The organism is Polyangium sorediatum (assembly GCF_029946465.1).
Taxonomy (GTDB): domain Bacteria; phylum Myxococcota_A; class Polyangia; order Polyangiales; family Polyangiaceae; genus Polyangium; species Polyangium fumosum.
The window spans coordinates 168,104-192,468 of record NZ_JARZHI010000018.1; the positions used below are offsets into that span (position 1 = coordinate 168,104).

The 24,365-nt window shown below is 71.0% G+C and carries 21 protein-coding genes; 7 read left to right on the forward strand and 14 right to left on the reverse strand.

Going from position 1 to position 24,365, the window contains the following annotated elements; genetic code table 11:
• Position 1: 1 nt before the first annotated feature.
• The 8 genes from lpdA to QHF89_RS21660 all read right to left on the reverse strand — a co-directional run bounded on the left by lpdA (position 2) and on the right by QHF89_RS21660 (position 8,814).
• Positions 2–1,411, reverse strand: coding sequence for a dihydrolipoyl dehydrogenase (gene lpdA / locus QHF89_RS21625; protein WP_136969858.1), 1,410 nt, complete (start codon positions 1,409–1,411; stop codon positions 2–4).
• Positions 1,412–1,859: 448 nt separating this feature from the next.
• Positions 1,860–3,074, reverse strand: coding sequence for a thiamine pyrophosphate-dependent dehydrogenase E1 component subunit alpha (locus QHF89_RS21630; RefSeq protein WP_284720772.1), 1,215 nt, complete (start codon positions 3,072–3,074; stop codon positions 1,860–1,862).
• Positions 3,075–3,116: 42 nt separating this feature from the next.
• Positions 3,117–3,923, reverse strand: coding sequence for a hypothetical protein (locus tag QHF89_RS21635; RefSeq protein WP_136969857.1), 807 nt, complete (start codon positions 3,921–3,923; stop codon positions 3,117–3,119).
• Between the two features lie 99 nt (positions 3,924–4,022).
• A complete protein-coding gene (locus tag QHF89_RS21640; RefSeq protein ID WP_284720773.1) occupies positions 4,023–5,222 on the reverse strand; it encodes a hypothetical protein in 1,200 nt (399 codons plus the stop codon).
• A gap of 135 nt (positions 5,223–5,357) precedes the next feature.
• Positions 5,358–5,972 (reverse strand): DUF4149 domain-containing protein, encoded by a 615-nt coding sequence (locus QHF89_RS21645; protein ID WP_136969856.1) that lies wholly within the window; start codon positions 5,970–5,972, stop codon positions 5,358–5,360.
• Positions 5,969–7,057, reverse strand: a complete 1,089-nt coding sequence (locus tag QHF89_RS21650; RefSeq protein WP_136969855.1) for a hypothetical protein — start codon at positions 7,055–7,057, stop codon at positions 5,969–5,971. The genes QHF89_RS21645 and QHF89_RS21650 overlap by 4 nt, the downstream gene beginning before the upstream one ends.
• Positions 7,054–8,085, reverse strand: coding sequence for a HEAT repeat domain-containing protein (locus tag QHF89_RS21655; RefSeq protein ID WP_136931015.1), 1,032 nt, complete (start codon positions 8,083–8,085; stop codon positions 7,054–7,056). The genes QHF89_RS21650 and QHF89_RS21655 overlap by 4 nt, the downstream gene beginning before the upstream one ends.
• Positions 8,086–8,145: 60 nt before the next feature.
• Complete coding sequence (locus QHF89_RS21660) at positions 8,146–8,814, reverse strand: hypothetical protein (protein WP_284720774.1); 669 nt, start codon at positions 8,812–8,814, stop codon at positions 8,146–8,148.
• A 316-nt stretch (positions 8,815–9,130) separates the two neighbouring features.
• Between QHF89_RS21660 and QHF89_RS21665 the strand changes: the two genes are divergently transcribed.
• From QHF89_RS21665 to QHF89_RS21685, 5 genes are all read left to right on the forward strand, one after another.
• Positions 9,131–9,436, forward strand: a complete 306-nt coding sequence (locus tag QHF89_RS21665; RefSeq protein ID WP_136969854.1) for a YfhL family 4Fe-4S dicluster ferredoxin — start codon at positions 9,131–9,133, stop codon at positions 9,434–9,436.
• A 23-nt stretch (positions 9,437–9,459) separates the two neighbouring features.
• On the forward strand, positions 9,460–10,233 hold the full coding sequence (locus QHF89_RS21670; RefSeq protein ID WP_136969853.1) for a hypothetical protein: 774 nt from the start codon (positions 9,460–9,462) through the stop codon (positions 10,231–10,233).
• 96 nt (positions 10,234–10,329) lie between these two features.
• Complete coding sequence (locus QHF89_RS21675; RefSeq protein WP_136969852.1) at positions 10,330–11,250, forward strand: hypothetical protein; 921 nt, start codon at positions 10,330–10,332, stop codon at positions 11,248–11,250.
• Between the two features lie 37 nt (positions 11,251–11,287).
• Positions 11,288–13,273, forward strand: coding sequence for a protein kinase domain-containing protein (locus tag QHF89_RS21680; protein ID WP_136969851.1), 1,986 nt, complete (start codon positions 11,288–11,290; stop codon positions 13,271–13,273).
• Positions 13,274–13,340: 67 nt separating this feature from the next.
• The gene (locus QHF89_RS21685) at positions 13,341–15,335 is read left to right on the forward strand and encodes a monovalent cation:proton antiporter family protein (RefSeq protein ID WP_284720775.1); all 1,995 of its coding nucleotides are present in this window, start codon (positions 13,341–13,343) and stop codon (positions 15,333–15,335) included.
• Between the two features lie 9 nt (positions 15,336–15,344).
• Here QHF89_RS21685 and QHF89_RS21690 read toward each other — a convergent pair whose 3' ends face one another.
• The 5 genes from QHF89_RS21690 to QHF89_RS21710 all read right to left on the reverse strand — a co-directional run bounded on the left by QHF89_RS21690 (position 15,345) and on the right by QHF89_RS21710 (position 20,814).
• Positions 15,345–16,031 carry a hypothetical protein gene (locus QHF89_RS21690; RefSeq protein ID WP_136969849.1) on the reverse strand — a complete coding sequence of 229 codons (687 nt, stop codon included), beginning with the start codon at positions 16,029–16,031 and terminating at the stop codon, positions 15,345–15,347.
• A gap of 33 nt (positions 16,032–16,064) precedes the next feature.
• Positions 16,065–18,500: an ATP-binding protein gene (locus tag QHF89_RS21695; RefSeq protein WP_284720776.1), complete on the reverse strand. Its 2,436-nt coding sequence runs from the start codon at positions 18,498–18,500 to the stop codon at positions 16,065–16,067.
• A 43-nt stretch (positions 18,501–18,543) separates the two neighbouring features.
• Complete coding sequence (locus QHF89_RS21700) at positions 18,544–19,386, reverse strand: MlaE family ABC transporter permease (protein ID WP_136969848.1); 843 nt, start codon at positions 19,384–19,386, stop codon at positions 18,544–18,546.
• Complete coding sequence (locus tag QHF89_RS21705; RefSeq protein ID WP_136931025.1) at positions 19,379–19,909, reverse strand: hypothetical protein; 531 nt, start codon at positions 19,907–19,909, stop codon at positions 19,379–19,381. Before QHF89_RS21705 ends, QHF89_RS21700 begins: the two co-directional genes overlap by 8 nt.
• 89 nt (positions 19,910–19,998) lie before the next feature.
• Positions 19,999–20,814, reverse strand: a complete 816-nt coding sequence (locus QHF89_RS21710; protein WP_136969847.1) for a rhomboid family intramembrane serine protease — start codon at positions 20,812–20,814, stop codon at positions 19,999–20,001.
• Positions 20,815–20,921: 107 nt separating this feature from the next.
• Here QHF89_RS21710 and cysS point away from each other — a divergent pair, with 107 nt between their 5' ends.
• Together cysS and QHF89_RS21720 are read left to right on the forward strand one after the other, a co-directional pair.
• Positions 20,922–22,496 (forward strand): cysteine--tRNA ligase, encoded by a 1,575-nt coding sequence (gene cysS / locus QHF89_RS21715; protein ID WP_284720777.1) that lies wholly within the window; start codon positions 20,922–20,924, stop codon positions 22,494–22,496.
• Between the two features lie 114 nt (positions 22,497–22,610).
• Positions 22,611–23,588 carry a DnaJ C-terminal domain-containing protein gene (locus QHF89_RS21720; protein ID WP_136969846.1) on the forward strand — a complete coding sequence of 326 codons (978 nt, stop codon included), beginning with the start codon at positions 22,611–22,613 and terminating at the stop codon, positions 23,586–23,588.
• 31 nt (positions 23,589–23,619) lie between these two features.
• Here the strand turns inward: QHF89_RS21720 and QHF89_RS21725 are convergent, their stop codons facing one another.
• Positions 23,620–23,964, reverse strand: a complete 345-nt coding sequence (locus QHF89_RS21725) for a hypothetical protein (RefSeq protein ID WP_136969845.1) — start codon at positions 23,962–23,964, stop codon at positions 23,620–23,622.
• Positions 23,965–24,365: the final 401 nt, after the last annotated feature.

Consider the following 24,365-nt stretch of genomic DNA (forward strand, 5'->3'; position numbering starts at 1 on the left):
TCTAGCGGTTCACGATGTGGACCGCAGCGCCCATCGCGTGCGCGGCGGCTTCCATGAACGCCTCGCCGAGCGTCGGGTGCGGGTGGATCGTGAGCGCGATGTCCTCGGCGAACGCGGCCATCTCGAGCGCGAGGGCGCCTTCGCTGATCATCGTGCTCGCCTCGGGGCCGACGATGTGCACGCCGAGCACCTGCTTCGTCTTCTTGTCGGTCACGACCTTCACGAAGCCGTCGGTCTCCATCATCGCCATCGCCTTGCCCAGCGCCGCGAACGGGAACTTGCCGACCGAGACCTCGATGCCCTTCGCCTGCGCTTCCTCGGCCGTCAGGCCCGCGGTCGCGATCTCCGGGTCCGTGAAGATCGCGCCCGGGATGCACGCCCAGTCCTTCGCCGCCTTGTGGCCCGCGATGACCTCCGCGATGACCTCGCCCTCCTTCGACGCCTTGTGCGCGAGCATGGGCGGGCCCGAGACGTCGCCGATCGAGTAGATCGTCGGGACGTTCGTCCGGCCGAACTCGTCCGAAGGCACGAACCCGCGCTTGTCGATGTTCACGCCCACGTTCTCGAGGCCGAGCCCGCGCGAGTTCGGCCGCATGCCGACCGCGACGAGGACCATGTCCGTGACGACCGTCTCGGGCTTGCCCTCGACGTCGAGCTTCACGGCGACCGAGCCGTCGGCCTGCTTCTCGTAGCCCATGGCCTTGGCGTTCTTGTAGATCTTGCCGCCGCGCTTCTGGATGCGGCGCTCGACCACCTTCACGCAGTCCTGATCGACGCCCGTGAGCAGCGTCGGCATCGCCTCGACGACCACGAGCTCGGCGCCGAACGCCTGGTAGACCATGCCGAGCTCGAGCCCGATCACGCCGCCGCCGATGACGAGCAGCCGCTTCGGGACCTCGCGCAGGCTCACGGCCTCCTTCGCGCCGATGATCTGCTTGCCGTCGAACTTGAAGCTCGGGATCTCGATGGTCGTCGAGCCCGTCGCCAGGACGATGCCCTTCGTCGCCTCGATCGTCTCGACCGAGCCGTCCGCCTTCTTCACCTCGATGCGGTTCGGCGAGACGATCGTCGCCGTGCCCGCCATGAGGTCGGCGCCGTTCGACTTGAGCAGGCCTCGCACGCCGCCCGTGAGGCGCTTGACGATGCCTTCCTTCCAGTCCTGCATCGCGTTCGGGTCGTGCTCGACCGAGCCGAGCTTGATGCCCATCGTCGCCATCGACGAGTGCGCCTTCTCGTAGGTGTGCGCCGCGTTTATGAGCGCCTTCGACGGGATGCAGCCCCAGTTGAGGCACACGCCGCCCACCTCTTCCTTCTCGATGCACAGCGTCTTCTGCTTGAGCTGGCCGAGCCGAATCGCGCAGACGTAGCCGCCGGGTCCGCTGCCGATCACGATCGCGTCGTAGGTCTTCATCCGATTCTCCAAGGTGGAACGCGGGCCGACAGCCCCTTTTGGGCGCGGATTACCATGTCGAGGGAAAGGTGGGGTCGGAAAAAGCGGTCGACCAGAGCCCAGGGGGGTTTGGGCGGCGCCCAGGGGGGTTCGGTCAACGCCCAGGGGAGTTCGGTCAACGCCCTGGGGAGTTCGGTCAACGCCCTGGGGAGTTCGGTCAACGCCCTGGGGAGTTCGGTCAACGCCCCGGGGAGTTCGGTCAACGCCCCGGGGAGTTCGGTCAACGCCCCGGGGCGTTCGGTCAACGCCCCGGGGAGTTCGGTCAACGCCCAGGGGAGTTCGGTCAACGCCCTGGGGGGTTCGGTCAACGCCCTGGGGGGTTCGGTCAACGCCCTGGGGGGTTCGGTCAACGCCCTGGGGAGTTCGGTCAACGCCCCGGGGAGTTCGGTCAACGCCCCGGGGAGTTCGGTCAACGCCCCGGGGGGGTTTGGGGGGGTTCTCGGACCCCCCCATCGTTGACGAATGAGCCCGGGTGGGGGCGGTTCGCCAGGACCTCGGCCCGTTGCTCGGCGAGGTGCCAAGGCAGCTCCGCATACACGTCGTCGAAGAGCGTCTCGCGCGCAGGCGGGCCGAGCGCCTCGACCTCCTGGATCGCCGCGCTGATCTCGGCCATGAGCCCGTCCTCGAGCGCCGCCTCCTCCGCCTCGTCGAGCAAGCCCCGGTGGACGAGGTGACGGCGCAAACGCACGATCGGGTCGCGCTGCGCCCACGTGTCGACCTCCTCCTGCGCGCGATACCGCGTGGGATCGTCGCTCGAAGAGTGCGCGCCCATGCGGTAGGTCACGGACTCGATGAACGTGGGCCCGCCGCCGCTCCGCGCGCGGGCGACCGCGTCGGAGACGACACGGTAGACCGCGAGCACGTCGTTGCCATCGACGCGCACCGAGGGGACGCCGTACGCGCGGCCCTTCACCGCGAACGTGGGCGACGCCGTCTGCTTCCCCGCAGGGACGCTGATCGCCCAGTGGTTGTTTTGACAAACCAGGACACACGGGACCTTGAAGACGCCCGCGAAGTTCAGGGCGTTGTGGAAGTCGGGCTCGCTCGTGCCGCCGTCGCCGACGAAGCCGAGGACGACGCTGCGGTCCTTGCGCATCTTCGCGGCCCAGGCGGCGCCGACGGCGTGCGGGAGCTGCGTGGCCATGCAGCTCGACCACGCGACCTGGTTCACGGCGCGGCCGCTCATGTGCGAGGGCATCTGCCGGCCCTTGAGCACGTCGCCCGCGTTGCCGAAGTACTGCGCGATGTAGCTCTTGAGCGGGAAGCCCCGCACGAGCATGATCGCGCTCTCGCGCAGGGCCGGGAACACCCAGTCCTCGCGCTCGAGCACGAGGCCCGTGGCGATCGGCGTCGCCTCCTGGCCGCGACACTCGCCGGCGAAGTGGATGCGGCCCTGGCGCTGCAGGAGCATCATGCGCGTGTCGATGAGGCGGACGCGCTTCATCTCGCGGTAGGCGCGGAGAAGCACGTGCGGCGGCAGGCCGGGGTCGGTCGCGGGATCGGCGCTGCCGTCGTCGCGGAACACGCGGAGGAGCCCGAGATCCGGGGCCTCGGCGGCGTGGGGAGCCGGCGTCGCGGGCGCCTCCATCACGGGCCCGCGCGCCTCAACGTCGTGGTCGTGCATGCAGGCGAACCTAGCGCGAATCCGCCCGGGTGTAGAGGGGCTTCAGGGGCGGCAGACGCCGTAGAGCGGCGTGTCGGGGGTGCAGGTCTGGCCCGCGGGACAGCCGCCCTTGCCCAGCTCGAGGTCCTGCCAGCCCATGTTCAGGCAGCTATACCGGCAGACCGAGTCGCAGCGCTGGGCCTCGCCGCAGTCGTTGATGGCGTCGCACGGCTCCCCCTCGGCGGCGAACTTCCCCGACGGCGGGACACAAAGCGCGAGCTCGTCCTCGAGCACGGTCAGGCGGCATTCGGTGTCCTCGTCGCACTCCTTCCCGTCGAAGAGCGTGCAGGAGGGGGCGAAGTTGCAGGTCCAGATCCGCTTCGAGCCGTAGTTGATGCGAACGCTGCACTTGGCGCTGCCGCAGAAAAACGCCGGCTCGCTCTGGCAGCAGACGGGCGTGCAGTAGCCGAAGACGCAATACAGGCCGGCCGCGCACTCGCCGAAGGACGCGGTGCACTTCGCGCCGACCCCCTTCACGCCGCCGCCGCCCTCGCAGACGGTGCCCGTGCCGAGCGAGTTCGGCCGGCATGTCTCGTTCGCGCCCTCGCAATCCTGCGCGAGCAGGTTGCAATCCGACTGGGTGACGTCGCCAAAGTCCGTGCACATGGGGAGCGCTCCCCCGGTGCCCGACGACGAGGTCGTCATGCCCCCGTCGCCGCCCATGCCGCCCAACCCGCCCATACCGCCCGTGCCGCCCGTGCCGCCCGTTCCCGCGGAGCCGCCCGGAGGGGTTTCGGTGCCCGGACAACCGAGGAGCAGCCCAGCCGAGAGCGAGACGAGGACGAGGGAAGCCAAGCGGATCGGCGACATGGCGCGACGATACCATGAGCCGCGTCGAGGCTTCGAAAAGGAAGAAGCCGCAGCGATCCCGCCGCGGCCTCTTCGAGATGCATCAGCGTCGGCGAGGGCTCAGGGCATGCCGCCCATACCACCGGCGCCACCAGCGCCACCGGCACCACCGGCGCCACCAGCGCCGCCCATGCCACCAGCGCCGCCCATGCCACCGGCGCCGCCCATGCCACCGGCGCCACCCATGCCACCGCCGCCGCCAGAGCCGCTCTCGGGCGCCAGCGTGCCGAGCGGGTACTTCGACTCGAGGCAGTACGAGCCTTCCTTCGTCTCGGTGCAGGTCGTGCCCGCGATCTGCGCGCAGTCGGCCTGGCCATTCGGGCACTCGAGCGAGAAGAAGCAGAAGCCCGTGCCGCCAATGGTGCGGCACCAGAGGCCCGGCGCCGCGCAATCGTCCTGCTGGGCGCACGAGTTCGAGCAGAAGCCGTAATCCCCGGCGCCCGAGCAAAGCTCGCCCTGGGGGCAGTTCGGCACGGCAGGCGGGATCAGGCAAAGGCCCTCTTCGAGGCCGCCGCACTCTCCCTGGAGCGGATCGCCGCCGAGCACGCAGTAGCCGGAGCAGAAGCCCTTGCCGCCGGGGAGGCCACCGACGCAGAGGCCCGTGCTGCATTCGGCGCCCATCGGATCACAGATCTCGCCGAGCTGCTTGCCGGGGACCTCCTCGCCGATGCACACGCCGGGCGTGAGCTGGCAGTAGCGGTTGTCGCCGCACGCGAGGTCGTTGCTGCACGTGGGCAGGCAGATGTCGCCGTCGGAGCGGCGCTGGCAGCGGAGGTCCTCGCGGCCCTGGCACTTGAACGGATCAAGCTCGGCGAACGGGTTGAAGCCCCCGCTGAAGCCAGGTCCGATCTCGCAGCCGAGCACGCAGCGCCCCTCGGCCGCGCTGTTGTTCGGGCCCTTGTAGCAAATGCTGCCGACGCCCGGACAGTCGCCGCTCTTCGCGCAGGGCTTGCTGCAATACCCATTCTGCGGGCCGCCCAGGAACACCGGGTCGTCCGTGCCCGCCGCGACGCAGGTCCCAGGGGCACACTCGGAGTCGGTCGTGCAAGGCAAGCCGAGCCAGTCGCCCGAATCGACCGAGCCGCCCGTGCCGCCCGTGCCGCCCACGCCGCCGACGCCGCCCGTGCCGCCAACGCCACCCGCGCCGCCCGTGCCGCCTGGGCCGGTGTTGCCATCGTCGCCGCAGCCCGTGCTGTTGACCGCGAGCCCGAGGCTCAATCCAAGGGTCGTGAGGACCCACCATGCGCTCTTCATTTTCATCGGCCGCCTCCACGCGAACGAAAAGAAAGACCAGGCCACCCGCGTGACGGGCAGCAAACCTCGCCTTCCGGAAGGCGGAATCATACCTTCTGCGTCGCACGAGGGCCAGCCGCTCGGCCCTTCGGGAAGGGCGCGTCAGTCGTCGCGAGGGCCGGGCGGCAAGGGCGCGGCCGCCTCTTCATCGTCTTCCTCGTCCTCCGGTCTCCGCGGCTGGATGGTGAAGACGCTGAGCACGACGAGGCCGAAAGCCATCCCCATGCCGATCTTCCCAAAGAGCTCGGCGCGCTTGTGAACAGCCTCGAGGACCTGGCCCTGCGGCGTGTCGTCGCGCTGCACGCCCTGCCTGTGCAGATCGTTGATGCGCGGCGAGAGCGAGAGGGCCACGTAGGCCGCGCAGACGGCCATGAAGAGCGTGCACGAGCGGCGCAGGCGCGAGAGGATCGTGCGGCCGCGACGGCGCGCGGCGATCATGCGCGTGACCTCGGCGGCGAGCACCGCGAGGGCCGCGCCGAGGGCAACCGCGTCGAAGCGCGCGAAGATCGCGCCCATCACGTCGCCCGCGATCGAGCGGGGGAGCATGCTGAAGACGATGGGCGCCGCGCCTGCGCCGAGGGCGATCATGCCGCCGATGTACACGCCGCCCGCGAGGACGGCGACGAGGGCCGCGACGCGGTCGGCGACGGCGAGGAGACGGTCCCGCTTTTCCTGCGGATCGGGGGCCAGATCGGCCTCGGTGAAGGTGTCGTTCATACGTGCATCCTCACGCCGTGGTCGGCGTCGCGCGTGCCGATCTCGAGCGCGGCGGCGCGGCTCTTCACGACGACGGGCGGCCGGCCCGACGCCTCGAAGCGCACATGCGCGCGCGCGAGCTTGCTGTTCAAGCAGTACGTCATGGGGCCGTCCGGGTTCGGATAGTAGAGGCCGACCATGTCGTCCGTCTCCGCCTCGAACGAGCCCTCGATGCGCGCGGCGCGGCTCTCCGCGGAGAAGCTGTAGCGACGCAAGCCGACGTCGCCGTGCGCGCGCGCGATCTCGAGCGGGCCGTTCCACGTGTACGTCACGCCGCGGAAGCGCGCGCAAACGAGCGTGACGAGCGGCGTGAGCACGGGGCCCACGCGGACGCGGCCGGAGAGGGCCTCGACGGTCAAGTCGACGCTTGGGGCTTCGGGTCGTCTGTCGGCGCCCTTCGCCCCAAACCCCAGCTCCGCGTCGCTCTCCCACGTGTTGACGTGGCACCAGGCATAAAGATCAGCGTGCCCGCGGCCCCAGTTGTGCCCCTGCATGCCGCGCCAGTTCGAGAGGTCCCAACGCTCGCCGTCGACCTCGACCTCGCCGGAGAACACGAGGTCCGGGTACGGCGTGAGCGTCTTCGATTTGGGGAATTTGCCGCGGTACATCGAGGCGTGCGGGAACGGGACGAACGGGCTCGCCTCGCCCTCGAAGCGAAGGTCCCAGCGGATCGCGTGCTCCCGCCGCGCGATGCGGCCGTGCGTCTCGCCAGGCCGGATGCGCATGCGCTCCTCGGAGGCGCCGTCGCCGGCCACGGAGAGGCTCCAGGCCACGTCGAGGCCCTCCCTGCCGAAGAGCGCATCCGCGAAGGGGAGCACGTGCTTGACGGCGACGTGTTTGCTCTGTCCGCCGCGACGATCGAAGGCGATCGCCCAGCCCTCGGCGAGGGCGCGGCCGGGCTCGCGCGCGGAGGCGAAGATCGTGGCCTTGATCCAGAGCGCGCGGTCGCCCGCCGGGTCGTTCGCTTTGAGGAAGTAGCTCTCGACGTGATCGGCGCCGGCCGCGGGATCAAAGCGGACGGCGTTCGGATCTCTCGGTTCGTTCATGCCGGTTCGTCCTCCGCGAGCGCGAGGAGCGCCTCGCTCACGGCGTGCGGGTCGGCCCGCGAGGGATCCCCTTCCATGGCCGCGAGGATCGTGCGGGCCGAGCGGATGCGCGCGCGCCCCACGGCGGCGACCGCGAGCGTGCGCTTGTTGCGATCCCACGACCCGAGCTCGCTGACGATCTCGCGCGTGGCGCGCGCGTGGCCCATGCACGCCAGCGCGACACGCGCGTGCCAGGAAAAACGGTCGCGGCCCAGGCCGAACGCGCCGCCGAACGCGCGCCGCTCGAGCCCCGCGCGCGCCTCTTCCAGGCCGAGCGCTCCTGCGAGCTCGATCGCGGCCGCCTCGTCCTCGGCGTCTTCCGTCTTGATCGCGCCGTTCACCACCGACGCGAGCACCTTCGCCCCCGCCGGATCCCCGGCGCGGCCGAGGACCACGGCCGCGGCGACGCGCACCGTCGGGGCGTCGTGCTCGACGAGCGCGCGCGCTCTTGCTGCGAGGATCGGATCGACCACGTGCGCGCCTTCCTCGCCGCCGATCTCCTCGGCCATGCGGAGCGCGATGTGGCAAACGAGCGGGTCTGCGTCGCGCGTGCGGGCGGCGAGCGCCTCCACGATGGACGCGCGATCCGTGCAGACGCGGGCGTACGCGATGACGGCCTGGAACCGCACCTCTGCGCGGGCGTCTTCGAGCGCGCGGGCGAGCCTCTGGGCGGCGCGGCAGTCGCCGATCTCGCCGAGCGCGGTGAGGGCCATCTGCCGCACGTGGACGTCGTCGTCTTCGATGGCGACGAGCAGGGCGGGCAGCGCTTCGTTTGCGCCCACGTCGGCGAGCCCGAGCGCGGCGGCCGAGCGGACGGGGGCGGCTTCGTCCGAGAGCGCGCGTTCGAGGGCGCGCACGACCTGGCTGCGTGCGTCCTCGGCGTGGCGGACGAGGTCACGCACGGCCTCCTCGCGCACGGCGGCTTTGGACGAGCCCACGTCGCGGAGGGCGGCGTCGAGGGTGCGGGGAAGCGCGGGCGCCCGGAACATGCGCGGCGAGGCTAGCACGGCGGGTGCCGGATCACGTCCCGCGGATCGTCCGGAAAGACCTCAGGGACCGCCGCCCGCGCCACCAGCTCCGCCTGCGCCTCCGGCTCCACCAGCTCCGCCTGCGCCTCCGGATCCACCGGCTCCGCCTGCGCCTCCGGCTCCGCCGGCTCCACCGGCTCCACCGGCACCTCCCGCGCCGCCGGCTCCACCAGCTCCACCTGCACCTCCGGCCCCCGTGGGGACCCAGGCCGGCGGCGGTGCGGGCGCCTCGGAGGGCAGGCAGATCTGCGGAATCTCGACCGACACCGGCGGCGGCGGGATCTTCACCACGCAGATGCGCTCGGCGATCGGCTCGAAGTCGATGACCCGCGCGGCGCGCTCGGACGGCCGGGCGCACTCGTAGCCGTCGCGGCAGTCGCTGTTGCCGTCGCAGCCGGCCATGCAGAACGTCCGCCCGAAGCGGCCCCAGGTCGCGTCGTCCGCGGCGCCACAGGCGGGATCGAGCTCCGCCGAGAACGCGACGCAGACGCCGTCACCTTCCGGGCACTTGTCGGGCTCGCAGCCGAAGAGCGTGCAGTAGCCGCCGGGCTGGGTGCTGTCGCAGAGGCGGTCCCCCGTCTGCGAGCAATCGAGCGAGTTGGTGCAGTCGTCCCCGATCTTCGGCGTGCAGCCGGCGAGCGCAGCGACGAGGGCGGCGAGGACGAGCGAGATCACGCGGGGTCGGGGCATCGCAGGGCAAGCGTACTAACGGGCCTCGGGCCGGCGTGCAACCGGGCGCCGCGGCCGACGCGACGACGCCGGGATCCACCGGCCGATCGAGGTCGACCGTGGCGCGCCCGCTCGGGAGCGCGGCGTGGCTCTGGACGGATGGCCCGGGGCACTGCACGATGGGGACGCCGCTCCCTGCCCGCCCATGGTCTGGAGGGCGCGCGGCGCAGAGCCCGGCCCTTCTCGAACGTGCGGAACGCTCGAATTGACAGCCGGGGCGCCGCCCTTTAGATACCGGGAAATTCCGGACCGCACCCCCGGAGGACGAAGCAACCCCATGGCTACCTATATCACCGAAGATTGCATCAACTGCGGCGCTTGCGAACCGGAGTGCCCCAACGAGGCGATCAGCGAGGGCGACGAGATCTACGTGATCGACCCCGAGCTTTGCACCGAGTGCGTGGGCTTCTACGACCACGAGGCTTGCCAGGCGGTTTGTCCGGTGGAGTGCTGCTTGCCCGACCCGAAGCGCGCGGAGACCGAGGACGCGCTCATCACGCGGGCCTCTCGCCTGCACCCGGACGACGCCGAGCTGAAGAAGAAGGTCACCGCGAACGACTACCCCTCCCGTTTCCGCAAGTAGCCAAGAGGAGCGCCGCTTCCGAGGTGCATCCGCCCACGGCCCGCCCAAAGCTCCGGCTGTTCGCCCTCGCCCTCGCCCTCGCGCTCTGCGCGCTGGGCCTGGGTGGTTGTGGCGGCGGCGCTCCCCTCCTTCACCCCGCACACGTCCTCTCGCCCGGCAAGGTCACGCTGGGCGCAGGTTTGTCCGGCCGACCCGTCCTCGCTGCACTCCCGAGCGCGCCTGGGACGGAGGAAGCGCTGGCCGAGAGCATCCTCCAGGATCGAACCGTCGCGCCTGCCGTCGCGCCGTGGGTGGGCGGTCGCGTGGGCATCGCGGGCGCGAACGAGGCGGGGCTCACGTACTCGGGGCGGGCGGTTCGTCTGGACGGACGGCACGCGTTCGCGTTGAGCAAGAGCGTCGCGCTCTCGATGGGTCTCGGCGGCGAGCTGATCCTGTCGGGGCGACCGAGCGAGGGGAAGGATGCGGGCTCGCTGCTCGGCGGGGGGCTCGACGTGCCGCTGCTCATCGGCTGGAAGAGCACGGGGGAGCTTTATTCGGGGTGGATCGGCCCGCGGGCGGGGGTCTCCTGGGTGCGCGGGACCTATCCTTCCGCGGATCTGGACAAGCCGACGACGCTCACGGGCGAGCACGTCCGGGTCGGGATGGTGGCCGGGCTGCGGCTCGGATTCCGTCACGTGCATGTGGCCGTGGAAATCGGCGGGGACTGGCACGCGGTCTCGGGCCGCCTGGGCGCCACGGACGTCTCGTTCAACCAGTTTTCGCTGACTCCTGCGGGCGCCCTGATCCTCGGCTTCTGACTCTTTTGCGCGAATTTCGGCCGAGAATCGGTCCCCGCGGAAGCGACCTCGGGCGAGGGCTTGCCCACCCCGCGGACCCACCATAAACTGGCGATCATGCGCTCCTCGAACGTCCCGCTGCCCGCGCTCCTCGCCTCTCTCGGCGTCGTCGTGGGCGGTTGCTCGGCTCCCGTGGCCGACGCCGACGAGATCACGAGCGCGATCGGGTCCACGACCGAGGCGATCGTCCTCGTCGAACGCAGCGCCGCCGAGGGCGAATTCGTCCAGACGAACGTCTCGGCGAAGTTCATGCGCCTCGCGTCCGGCGCGGATCCCGGCCTGGCCGAGCGCGTGGTCGGCGGATCGTGGCTGGAGCTGCCGGCCGCGGGCGAGTGTATCGCGCTCACGCCGTTCGCCGCGGCCGAGGATTCCGATGCGCTCTCCGCGCTCGGCACGATCGAGCTGCTCGACGTGGGCGATCTGTCGATCCAGACCGGGACGACGCGCATGCCGCTGGCGACGCGGGCGTTCCCGGATGTGGGCGCGTTCGTCTCGGGCGTGTTCTACACGTCGCGCGATGCGCAGAGTGATCTGCCGGCGCCCGCACGGTACGTCCTCGAGAGCACGGGCTCGGCGACGCTGAATCCGTTCTCGATCGAGGCCGACGCGCCGAGCGCGCCGGAGCGGGTTCGTCTGGGAGAAACCGCGCTCGCCGAGGGCGTGGTGTTCGAGGACGGGGCGGCGGCGACATTGCGATGGAACGCGAGCGAGGCGCCCGCGGTGGGCGACCTCGTCTACGTGGATCTCACGGCGTCGAGCGGCACGGGCATTCGTTGCGCCTACAACGATTCCGGCGAAGGCGTGATCCCGCAGTCCGTGCTCGGCAAGAAGACCTGGGGCGCGCTGCCCGCGACGGTCGCGCTCTCGGTGCATCGCATCCGCCAGGGTGGCTTCGCGGCCACGGGGATCGACGCGGGCGAGCTCCGGTTCGACCTGTCCGTCGTTGGCCGCGCAACGATCGTGGCGACGTCGCCCTGACGAACGTTCATCCGGCCAAACCAGCGGGGACCGATCGATGAACCCCGACGAGCGCGAGACGGCAGAGCGTTCCCGGACGCACGCGGAGGCCTCGCGCCGGCTGGAGGAGGCGTGTGATTTCGCGGGAGCTGCGCGGGAGGCGTTGCTCGCGGGGGACGCGCGGCGGGCGGCGCGGATGGCTGCGCTCGGGGGCGACGAGGCGACGGCGCGGGAGGCGATCGCGCGCATCGTGGAGCGGCTGCCGAGGGAGATCGCGCTCGCTACGGCGTCGGATCTCGCGTCGCGGGGGTTCAGCAAGTACGCAGGGGCGCTCTACACGCAGCTCGGCGAGCACGTGGAGGCGGCGCGCGCGTTCGTCGCGGCTGGCGAGGTGATGCTCGCGGCCGAGAACTTCGAGCGCGCGGGGCAACCGGCCGAGGCGGCGCGCGCGCTCGAAGGCGCGCTCCGGCAACGGCCGGAGGACGCGGCGCCGCGGCTCGCGCTGGGCGCGCTGCTCGCGCGGCACGGGCGAACTGAGGGAGCGATCAAGGCGCTGCAACAGATCGACGCGTCGGCGCCCGAGCGGGCCGCGGCGCTGCCGCTGCTCGCGCGGTGCTTCGAGGAAGTGGGGCTCGCCGAGGCGGCGCGGGAGACACGCGCGGAGATGGCGCGGCTCGGGGTGCACGCGGAGCCGCCCGCGAAGGAGGCGCCGGGCGGGTCGGACCGGAAAAACGAGCGGCGCGGCGGAGGCGTCGTTCTTTTCGGCCGGTACGAGACGACGCGGGAGATCGCGTCGTCGGCGCATGCGCGGCTCGTCGAGGCGATCGATCGGATCAGCGGCGAGCGCGTCGCGGTGAAGATCTTCAGCGGGCTCGTCGAGGGCGCGGGGCGCGACGCGCTGCAACGCTTCGAGCGAGAAGCGCGCGCGCTCGAACGGCTGCGCCATCCGAACGTGGTGCCGCTCCATCAGTACGTGCCCGAAGGGCCGGCGATGGTGCTCGCGTTCATGCGCGGAGGGTCGCTCGCGGACAAGATGCGCGAGGGGCCGGTGGCGCCGGCGCGTGCCGTGGAGATCGCCTGCCTCCTTTTGTCGGCGCTCGGCGAGGCGCATCGGCTCGGGATCCTGCACCGCGACGTGAAGCCTGCGAACGTGCTCTTCGACGACGCGGGCACGGCGATGCTCTCGGACTTCGGCGCCGCGCACCTCGGCGACCTGTCGAGCACGGCGACGGCCGGCGCGATCGGCACGTACGCGTACATGTCGCCCGAGCAGAGGCTCGGTCGTCCGGCGGGGATCACGAGTGATCTCTACGCGGTGGGCGCCGTGCTTTACGAGCTGCTCACGGGCGAGGCGGCCGAGCCCACGCGCGGGCGTTTTCATCGGGGAGCGCCGAGCGAGACGAACCCGGAGCTCGGGGCGGAGCACGACGCTGCCGTGGCCGCGCTGCTCGCGGACGAGCCGGATCGCCGGCCGGAAGACGCCTTCGAAGCGCGGCGCGCGCTGTCGGCGTTGCGCTGGCCGGAGGCGTTGCCCCGACGATGGGTCACGCCGAACCCGAGCGAGCGGCCCGCCGCGCCGAGGGAGGGCGAGCGCCTCGGTCCGCCGCTCGCGCTCGGCGACGGGCGCGACATGGCGAGCCTGCGCCACGACGCGTGGCTCGATCGCGAGGTGCTCGTGATCCCGATGGACGAGGCGTCCCTCGCCCGCGCGCGCGCCTTCGCGCGGACCGGGTCTCCCGCGCTGCCGACGGTGCTGCGCGTGGATCGAGCGGCCGGCGAAATCTGGGTGGCGCCGCCGCTCGGCAAGGCGCTCGCGGATGCGCCGCGGGCGATCGACCCGGCGGCGATCGAGCGGCTTCGGCAGGCCCTCGCGACGCTCGCGGCCGTGGGCGGAGCGCACGGCTACATCGACGCGCAGCACGTGTACTGGTTCGACGGGGAGATCGAACTCGCCTGGCCGCGAAAGCCTGCCCCGCCGGACGCGGCCGAGAGAGACCTCGCGGCGATCGAGGCGCTCACGCGCGGGACGCCGCTTTCGCGCTGAGCCCCGCGCGCGCTTCCTGCATCCACGTCTCGCACGGGCGAGAGGGCTCGCCCCGGCGCGGCGGACCATGGAGCAGCTCCCGATCCTCCGAGATCTCGCGATCATCTCGATCGTCGGTGTCCTCGTCGTCCTCGTGCTCGGCCGCGTGCGTCTGCCCGCCGTCGCAGGGCTCCTGCTCGCGGGCGCGTTCATCGGGCCCACGGGATTCGGCCTGCTCAGCGACGCGCACCGCATCCAATCGCTCGCCGAGATCGGCGTCGTGCTCCTGCTCTTCGGCATCGGCCTCGAGTTCTCGCTCGAACGGCTGCGGCAGATCGCCAAGACCGTCACGATCGGCGGCTCGCTCCAGGTGGGCCTCACGATCCTCGCGTCGGTCCTCTGCGCGCGCCTCGCGGGACAGACGTACGCCCGTGGGATCCTCTTCGGCTTTCTGTTCGCGCTCTCCAGCACCGCGCTCGTGCTCCGCACGCTCGCCGAGCGCGGCGAGGTCGACGCGCCGCACGGCCGCTTCATCGTCGGCGCGCTGATCTTCCAGGACCTCTGCGTCGTGCCGATGGTGCTCGTGATCCCGATCCTCGCCGGCAAATCCGGCGGGGATCCCGCGCATGATCTCCTGCTCGCGCTTGGCAAGGCTGCGCTGCTCGTCCTGGTCACGGTGGTCGTGGCGCGTTCGCTCGTGCCGCGCTTCTTCGCGCTCGTGGACCGCGCGCGGAGCCGCGAGCTCTTCCTCATGGCTGTGCTCGGCATCTGCCTGGCGACGGCGTTCTTCACGTCGCTCGCGGGCCTCTCGCTCGCGCTCGGCGCGTTCCTCGCGGGCATCCTGCTCGCGGGCAGCGAGTACGCGCACCGCGCGATCGGCGACGTCCTGCCGCTGCGCCACGCGTTCACGAGCCTGTTCTTCGTCTCGCTCGGCATGCTGCTCGACGCGCACGTGCTCCTCGACAGGCCGCTCTCGGTGGGGCTTTATCTCGCCGCGTTCGTCATCGGAAAAGGGTTCATCGCGACGCTCTCGGCCCTGTCGATGCGTTTCCCCGCGCGCGTCGCGTGGCTCGCGGGCGTGGGGCTCGCGCAGTTCGGCGAGTTCGGCTTCGTGCTCGCCACGCTCGCCGAGCGGAACGGGCTCATCACGCCGAGCGAAGATCGGGCGCTCCTCGCGGCCGGCGTGCTCAGCATGATCATCACGCCGCTCGCGATGCACCTCGCGCCGCGCGTGCGCGCCGGGGAGAAGATCCTGAAGCCGCTCGAACGCCTGCTCGGGGCGCGCGGCATCGACGAGCCGATGCCCGAGCACTCCGCGCTCTCGGAGCACGTGATCATCGTGGGGTACGGCGTCGCCGGAAAGATGCTGGCGCGCGCGCTCGCCGAGACGTCGGTGCCCTACCTCGTGCTGGAGCTGAACGCGGAGACCGTGCGCACCGCGCGTGAAGCCGGCGAGCCTGCGTATTACGCGGACGTCACGAGCCCGGAGGCGCTCGCGAGCGCGCGCGTCGAGCACGCTGCTGCGCTCGTCCTGCTCATCAACGACCCCGAGGCCACGCGCCGCGCTGTCGCCGCCGCCAAGCAAAGCGCGCCGAAGATCCCCGTGCTCGTGCGCGCGCACTACATCGCCGCGGACCGCGCGCTCACCGAGCTCGGCGCCGAAGAGGTCGTCTTCGAGGAGCTCGAAGCCGGGCTCGAAATGATCGCGCGTGTGCTGCGCCGGCGCGGCATCCCGCGGAACGTGATCATCGAGCGCGTGAACGTCGCGCGCCGCGAGAGCAAGGGGCTCTTCATCCGGAAGCAGACGCTGCAGCGGCCCACGCTCGCGACCTTGCCCGAGCTCGGCGAGCTCAAGGTGGAGACGTTCCTCGTGCGGCGCGGATCCTTCGCGTGCGGCAAGAGCCCGTTCGACCTCGATCTGCGCCGCAAGACGGGCGCGAGCCTCGTGGCGATCCGCAGGGGCCGTTCCCTCTGCGAAGACGTCACCGCGAGCGCGCCGTTTCGCGAGGACGACGTGCTCTACCTCGTCGGCAAGCTCGTCGCGATCGAGAGCGCGGTGCGCCTGCTCGACGAGGGGGACTAGGCGGAAACCTCAGGCAGCCTTGCGCCGGCGACGCGCACGCACGGTACGCACGACCGCGCGCACGCCGAGGCCCGCGCCGAAGAGCAAGCCGAGCGACGACGGGACCCCCGCCGCCCACACCACGATCGGGATCGGCGGCCGCGTCGGGCACGTCGAACGCAACACGAAGCGGCACGCGTTCATCCCGTCGATCTCCTCACGCGCGGCGGTGGTCTCCGGCGTCTCGGGCAGCGCTCGCATCGCCCCCGACGCGATCAGCCACGCCGAGGCCGCCACCTGATCCGCCGAGGCCTCCCGCGGCACGTGGTCCTTCATCGCCACCGCGAGCGCGCGCGCCCGCGCCGCGGGCTCGATCTCCACGAACGCCGCCGCGAAGGCCGACGCGACCGACGTCGAGATGCGCCCGAGGCACACCACGGCCCGATCCTCGGCCGGCCGCAGGTACACCGTGCTCCCCTCCTGCGTCAGGTGAGGGATCGAGCCCATGACGGGCTCCTCGCGCGTGAGCGCGCGCCGCGCGCTGAGCACGCACGGCTGCAGGCGCGGCGGCTTCCGCAACCACACCGCGGCGTACTGGAAGTACGAAACGATCGCGCCCGCGAGGCCGAGCGCGGAGAGCACGAGGAGCGCGGCGATCACGTGGCGCGCACGACGCCCCCGCGCGGGCTCGGCGGAAGGGGAATCGGTCGCGCTCATGGGCAACGCTTTTGCTCGCCCACCCCGGGCCTGTCAACCGCGGAGCGCCTCGCCGGGGGTCTGCGCGACCTTCACCCAAACCGAAGCCGCTTGTGGCTGGCCCATCGCCGCCGACAGGTACGCGAGGAACCGCGCGCTCGCTTGCTCGGCCTGCCGATCCGACGCCTCGCGGGCGCGCGCGAGCGCCGTCAGCGTCTCCATGAGCGCGCGATCCATGTCGCCCGCCGACGCGAGCGCGATGCCGTAGGACAGGAGCGCGCGCGCTCGCTCGCGCGGCGAGCTCGCCGCCTCCTTCGCTTCCTTCAGCTTGCGCAGCGCCTCGCCGGGATCGCCCCGGGTGAGCAAGACGAACGCGCCCATCCGCTCGACGAGCGCGTCGTGCTCTCCCGTCACCCGGAGCCGCACGAGGATGTCCTCCAGCGTCTCGATGTCGCCCTCGACGAGCGCCTGGCGCAGGAGCTTCGACAGCCGCTCCGCCATCACCACGGGATCCTCGACCGCTTCGGGATCCTCGCCGAGCGCCGCGACCGCCGCCGCCACCGAGTTTTTCTCCGGCGGCACGGACCCCGCGCTCAAGCTCTCGGGCGAGAGCGAACCGAGCGACAACGGCGGGTGCGGATCGGAGGCGCGCATCTGTCCCCCCTCCCCCATCGCCGCCTCGATGATCGACGCGATCGACAGCTCCTCGGCGCGCGGGTCCATGAGCAGCTCGCCCTCGTCCGAGAGCTCCGGCACCTGCACGTCCGGATCGAGGCTACGCGCCTCGTCGATCAGCGCTGCCGCCGCCCTCCGCAAGCCCACGCCCGCCGCCGCGAGCGCCGCCTCCGCCGCGAGCACCGCCGCCGAGGCCCGCTCCCCCGCGACGGCCGCGTGATACGCCGGCTCCGCGAGCCCGAGCGGCCCCACGTTTTGCTCCAGCACGCGCCCGGCCATGCGATGCCAGAGATCACGCGTCCCCGCGTCGAGCAGCCCGATCAGCGCACGCGACGCCGTCCTCGTCGTGATCGAAAGCCACCCTTCTTCCGGCCGGTACGCCCATCCCGCGCCGACGAGCGCGTCCTCCACGACCGCCACGCGCGCGCCTGCGCCCGCCATCAGCGTCGATACGGCGTCCACGATCTCGTTTGGCGCATCCGCGCCGAGCAACGCGACCCCCACGAGCGCCGCGCGCTCCCCGGGTTCGAGCCACGTCGCGCGCCGCGTGATCCACTCGTGTGCCGGCGCCGGCGCGCCTCGACCGCTCGTGCGATCCCGCGGCTCGGCCACGTCCCCGACCCAGCGCAGCTCACCCGTCGAGAGCCCCTCCGCGAGCGCCTCGCGGATCCCGAGTGGCATCCCTTCCCCGCGACGCGCCCACCTCTCTGCGGCTTCTTGCGTGATCGCCCCGCCGCAGAACGCGCGCGTGAGCTCCACGGCCGCCTCCTTCGGCAGCGGGCCCAGCGTCACCTCCGCGACCACCGGGATCGACGAGAGCACCTCGGGCAGCGCCTCCTCCACGTCGATCCGCACGACCGACCGGAAGAACCCCGGCGGCGGGATCGCCAGCGACACCACCTCCAGCGTCGCGATGTCGATCAACGTCACGTCGTCGACTGTGAGCAGCCCCGATCGCCCGTCCACCGGCGCGAGCCACGCATCCACGAGCTCCGCGGCGGTCCGCGGGTCGAGCCCTTCCCCCGCCAGGAGCTTGTTGAACGCCGCGGCGAGCGCCTCCGGCAGCTCGGGCGCCTCTTCCCGCGCGATCGACCGCGCGAACGCGTTGCGCAGCGCCCCGAGCGGCTCCCGAGGCAAAAACGTCGGCGCGATCCGGAGCGAACGCGACGGCGCGAGCCTCTGCGCGAGCTCCTGGAGCAGACGTGTCCCGCCCGCGCCCGGCGCCGCCCGCAAAAGACCTGCACATCCGAGCGGCACCGAGAGCTTGCGGATCTCCGCCTCGCGCCCGACGAGCGCCGGCGCGGCCACGAGCTTGTGCACGTTCGCCAGCGTGTCGCCCCGCAGCGGCGCGTAGATGTCGAGCCGCTGCCCTCGCACGATCGACCCGTCCGCGGCGCGCCCTCGACGCAGACCCGCGGTCACGAGGTCGCCGGACTGCACCGCCGCGACGTCCGGATCGAGCAGCACCTCCCCGGGACGCGCGATCAGGGCGAGCCGCTCGGCGCGGACGAGCGGCGCTCCCCACGCGAGCCCTTCCGGCGACCCGAGCGCTTGCATCTCACCCTGCGCGAGGCCGATCCGCAGGGGCTCGCCGTCTTGCGCTTCGGCCACCTGTTCGAGCACGAACCCGAGCGCCTCGTCGAGCGCCTCGGCTGCAAAGTCGAAGCTGAACGCCTCGCCGCTCCACGCGCACAACGCGCCTCCATGGGCCTCCGCGCGCTTCCGGATCGAAAGCGATCTATCGAGATACCCCGATCCGGAGCTCGCCGCCGGGCCGCTGGGCCCGCGGAAGCTCACCACGATACGTTCCGCCACGCGCGCATCGTCTCTCATCGCGCCCGGCTGTCAAAGAGGGTTCTCAGCCGAAAATGATGAACCCGAGCTTCGTGAGCACGAAGTCCGCCACGAGGATCGAGATCGAAACGCCCACCACGGCCCGCGTGGTCGACTGCCCCACGCCTTCCGTGCCACCCCGCGTGATCATGCCGAAGTGACAGCCCACGAGCGCGATGATCGCCCCGAAGAACGGGCACTTCATGAGCCCCATCCAGAAGTCGCGGAAGTTCATCGAGCCGAGCGCGGAGCGAAGGAAAAAGCCCCACGGGATGCCGAACTGCCAGTCGCAGATGATCATCGCGCCCGAGAAGCCGATCACGAGCGCCAGCGCCCCGAGCACCGGCATCACGATGACGCAGGAGATCAGACGCGGCAGCACGAGCTTCTTCATCGGGTCGGCCCCGAGCGCGCGGATCGCGTCGATCTGCTCCGTCACGGCCATCGAGCCCACCTCGGCCGCGATGCCCGATCCGATCCGACCGCCCACGATCACCGCCGTCAGCGTCGGCGCGAGCTCGCGCGAGAACGACAAGCCGATGACGCGGCCCGTGTACTCCATGCCGCCGAACTTCTGCAGGCCGAAGGCGAACTGCACCGCCATGACCATGCCCGTGAAGAGCGCCGTCGCACACGCGATCCCGAGCGATCGGATGCCGAGCTGCTCCATCTGGTGCATCGTCGATTGGAGCTCGAACGGTCGCTGGAACATCGCCGCGAACGTCTCGCGCGTCATCCGCCCGAGCTGCCCGAGGTGCACGAGGAAGTTCATCCCCCGCTGCACGAGCCGCTCGTAAAACGGCGGCTCCGGCGGAAGCCCCGGCAGCGACTTCGGCTTCTGCGACTCCACGCCTGCGGAGCTACTCATCGGCCGGCACCGTGGCGAAACCTTTGACGAACTCCCGGAACGGCCCGACCGCGGCCGGGAAGCCTGCGGGGTCGGCGATGCAGTAGAGGTCGTAGACGCAGCCGTCCTTCTTCAGGACCCACACGTCGAACTGCCGCGGCACGCCGTCGAGCTTCGCCGTCACCACCGTGTGCAGCGCCTCCCGCCCGTCGAACGCCACGACCTCCTCCGTCACCACCTCGCGCTCCGTGAACTGCAAGAACAGGTGCTGCACGAGCGAGCGGAGCGGCACGTCCTCGCCGTCCACCTTGCAACGACCCGAGGCGGCGATCATCGCCTCGTTCGCCGTGTCCTCGAACGCGAGGGCCTCGCCGTCGAGCTCGATCCGCTTCCACGTCGAGGGCGGCGTCGGCACGCGGAAGGCGTAGCCGCGCCCTCGGTACACCGAGCCCGTAAAACTCGGCCCCGCGCACGCGCCGATTCCGGAAAGCGCGAGGCAGAGGCCGAGCACGAACGCTCGGGGGCGACGAAAGGGGATTCCCATCGCGCGGGCGAAGCTAACACGCCCGCCGAGGTGTCTCCGGCGGAAACCGACGCCCTGACCATGCTGTGACGAACTGCGTAGACCGTTTCTCACCAGCCCCAAGGGTCGCGGCCCGAGGGCCGTCGCGGCGGCGGCGCGCCGTAGGGCGGGCCGTAGGGGGATTTGGGCCTCTGGGCGGGCGGCCGGAACTGGGTCCAGCGGTCGTGATCCCGGGGGGGCTTGTCGCGCAGGAACACGCGGACGAGCAGAGCGCCCGCGACGAACCCGCCGAGGTGCGCGAAGAACGCGACGCCGCCGCCCGTCCCGCCGAGCGAGCCGAGCCCGCTGAAGAGGTTCACCACGAAGTACTCGAGGATGATCACCCACGCCGGCAGCTCGAGGAAGAGCCCGAAGAAGAGCCAGAGCGGGAGGATCGGGTTCAGCACCGTGATCGGCGAGCGCGGGTAGAGCGACCCGTACGCCGCAAGCACGCCCGAGATCGCGCCCGAGGCGCCGACCATGGGCACGACCGACGACGGGTTCACGACCACCTGCGCGAGCGCCGCGGCCATGCCGCAGAGGACGTAGAAGAGCGCGTAACGCCGGCTGCCCATGGCGTCCTCGACGTTGTCGCCGAAGATCCAGAGGTAGAGCATGTTGCCGCCGAGGTGCGCCCACCCGGACGGGTCGTGCATGAACATGCTCGAAAACATCGTCGGCAGCGCGGCGAGGGGCTCCTGCACGAGGCGCGCGGGCACGAGGCCGTACTCCATGAGCAGCGTGTAGGCCCTCGCCTCGGCCCCGCGGGGTCCGGCCACCGAGAGGAGCGCCTGCGTCCACACGAAGACGCAGACGTTCGCCACGATGATCAGCCAGTTGACGTAGGGGGGACGCCGAACCGGCAGCCGGTCTCGAAGGGGCACCATGGCGGGACTGGCTTACCATGCGCATGCCATGCCGGCCCTTCAAGGACACGAAGGTCCGCCTTCCCCCTCGTGACAGCCGTGGATCATGCTGGTAGACGGAGAACGCGATGCCTCCGATCGGCCTACGCCTCCACGACACGATGACCGGCAAGCTGACCGAGCTGGTCCCGAAAAGGGCCGGCGAGGTACGCATCTACTGTTGCGGCCCCACCGTCTACGACGTCGCGCATGTCGGCCACGCCCGCGCCGCGCTCGCCCCCGACGTGCTCGTGCGGCACCTCCGCAGCCAGGGTGTACGGGTCGTCTACACGCGGAACGTGACGGACGTCGACGACAAGATCCTCGCGCGCTCCCGGGAGAAGGGCGAGACGCCGCTCGACCTCTCGGCGCGCATGACGGCGCTCTACCAGGAGGACATCCGCGCGCTCGGCTGCCAGGACCCGGACCACGAGCCGCGCGTCTCCGACTCGATCGCCGACATCGTCCGGATCGTCGAGACGCTCATCGCGAACGGCAACGCGTACGTCGCCGACATGCCGAACGGCGCGAAGGACGTCTACTACGCGGTCCGCTCCTTCGCGCAGTACGGCAAGCTCTCGCACCGGCACATCGAGGATCTCTGCTCGGGCGCGCGCGTCGAGGTCTCCGAGCAGAAGCACGACCCGCTCGATTTCGCGCTCTGGAAGGGCGCGGGCGAGTGCACGTGGGGCTGGGACAGCCCGTGGGGGAAAGGCCGCCCTGGCTGGCACATCGAGTGCTCGGCGATGAGCGAGCGCTACCTCGGCTACGGCTTCGACGTGCACTGCGGCGGGATGGACCTCATCTTCCCGCACCACGAGAACGAGATCGCGCAGAGCGAGGCCGCGCATCCGGGCGAGGGGCCCTTCTGCTCGCTCTGGATCCACAACGGCTTCGTCAACGTCGACAAGGAGAAGATGGCGAAGTCGCTCGGCAACTTCGTCACGATCCGCGACGTCTACCAGCGCAACGACCCCGAGGCGCTGCGCTACTTCCTGCTCACGGTGCACTACCGCGGCCCGATCGCCTTCGAGACGGAGAAGCGCGACGACGGGCGGGTGGTCTTCCCGGGCATCCTGGAGGCGGAGCGGCGGGTCGATTACCTCTACCACACGCTCGGCCGGCTCGGCTCGCTGGCCGAGCTCGCGAAGGGCGCCACGGGCGGCGACGACGCGCCGGCGCCGACGATGCGTTTGCCGCGGGAGATGGCGCCGATGATGGACCTCGCGTCGGCCGCGCGCGGCAAGATCGACACGGCGCTCGACGACGACCTCAACACGCCGGTCGCGCTGGCGGTCGTGGGCGAGCTCGCGCGGGCGGGCAACGAGCTCGTGGACCTCGCGCAGAAGCGCCGCAAGGACCCGGAGATCGCGAAGGCGGCGCCGCTCGTGGCGAAGATGCTGGCGCGCGCGCTCTGGTCCACGGTCGAGCCGCTCGGCATCTTGCAGACGCCGATGGACGTCTACCGCGCGCGCACGCAGGCGCGGCGGCTGTCGATCATGGGCAAGACCGCGGAGGAGATCACGACGCAGGTGGAGGAGCGGCGGCAGGCGCGGCAGGCGAAGGACTTCGCGCGGGCCGACGTGATCCGCAAGGAGCTCGAGGCGCTCGGGATCGAGGTCGCGGACAACCCGACCGGGACGACCTGGCGCATCGGCGTGTAGGACCTCACCCCCAGCCCCTCTCCCTCACGGGAGAGGGGAGATGGGGCCGTTCGGTCGTTTCCGACCTGCCCCCCGTGACGTAGCGACCTCCGGGATTTACCCTTCCCCCGGCCCATGGCTCGCGACCTTTACTCCGTGCTCGGCGTCGCCCGGGACGCAGACGAAGACACCATCAAGAAAGCTTTCCGCAAGCTCGCCGTCCAGTACCACCCGGACAAGGCGCCTGGAAAGGCGAACGAAGCGAAGTTCAAGGAAATCAACCGCGCGAACGAGGTCTTGTCGGACAAGCAGAAGCGCGCGCTCTACGACGAGTTCGGCGAGGACAGCCTGCAGCAGGGGTTCGACCCGGAACGCGCGCGCTTCGTGCGCCAATACGGCGGAGGCCGCGGCCGAGGCGGCGCGCCCGGCGGGGCGGGCGGCGTGCCGTTCAACGTCGAGGAGATCTTCGGCGGGGGCGGCGGCGGCGGATCGGGCGATTTCGGCGACCTCTTCGGCAACATCGGCGACATGTTCGGCCGGGGCCGCGGGGGCGGGGCGCGCGGGGGCGCGCGCGCGGCGCGCAAGGGGCAGGACGTCGAGAGCGAGGTGACGATCGAGTTCGTGTCGGCGGTGAAGGGCACGACGGTGCAGCTCCAGCGCGAGGGCGAGGAGCCGATGACGGTGCGCATTCCCGCCGGCGCGAACGAAGGCAGCCGCATTCGTGTCCCTGGGCAGGGCGCGCCTGGCATGGGCGGCGGTCCTCCCGGGGATTTGCTGCTGACGATCCACGTGACGCCGCACCCGCTCTTCAAGCGCGAGGGGGACGATCTACGCCTCGACGTGCCGGTGAGCATCGGGGAGGCGTATTTCGGCGGGAAGATCAAGGTGCCGACGCCGGACGGCGAGGTGACGCTGAAGATCCCGGCGCACACGCAGAGCGGGCAGGTGTTGCGGCTCAAAGGAAAAGGCGTGGCGCGAAAAGGGAAAGAGCCGGGGGATCTTTATGTGCGATTCTTGATCCAGATTCGCACGGAGGATGAGCCGGGCGTGGCCGAGGCGGTGAAGGAGCTGGATGTGCCGGGGGAGGAATTGCGGACGGAGCTCCGGTTCTAAAGCAACAGCAGGTGATCCGGACTAATTTGGATCAGAATGCGGTGCCGTTCAGGATGCGGTCCATCCCGACATAGTACCCGGCACTCGTTGCGAAGACGCGGGCCTTCGTCGCCTTCTTGCCATGCGCGTCCGTCGCGACGACGTAGAGGGTGAGCGCGTAGTGGTTCTTCCTGCGGCTCGTGGTGTCCAACGCATCGCCACATGGCAAGTCATAGCCGTGCATGATGACTAAATGTGGCCAAAATACGTTGTGTTTCTTCAGCTTCGCTTCGATCTGATCAAGAGTCGCCTTGTCCCAGGGCTTGACTTTCTGGCACTTCGCGCAGTGCATGGGTTGATTTGCATCGATCTTGGGCGAGCATTTTACAATCGGCATTGAGACCCCTCTCCCCTTCGTGCGTGCGCGGCAGCTTCCCGCGCCTACGGAGGACGCATGGTGGGGACGCTACCATGTGAATCCTACGGGGCGGTAGCGGTAGAAGTTCGGCGGATGAGGTAAGCGTGGCGTGCCGCGACCTCCTCCACGAGGACCGGGCACCTCCTCCACGACCTCCACGACCTCCGCGACCTCCTCCACGAAGACCGGGTGCCTCCTCCACGAGGACCGGGCACCTCCTCCACAACCTCCGCCACCTCCTCCACAACCGCCGGTAACCGCCCGGCCAACTACATCCCCCAGCGCCGCGCCCGGCACCGGCGCTGTCCGCGCCCCGGCCGGGTCTGTCGACACTCGCGCGGCGCTCTCGCCGCCCGTCAGCCTTCCGACGTCGCCAGGCC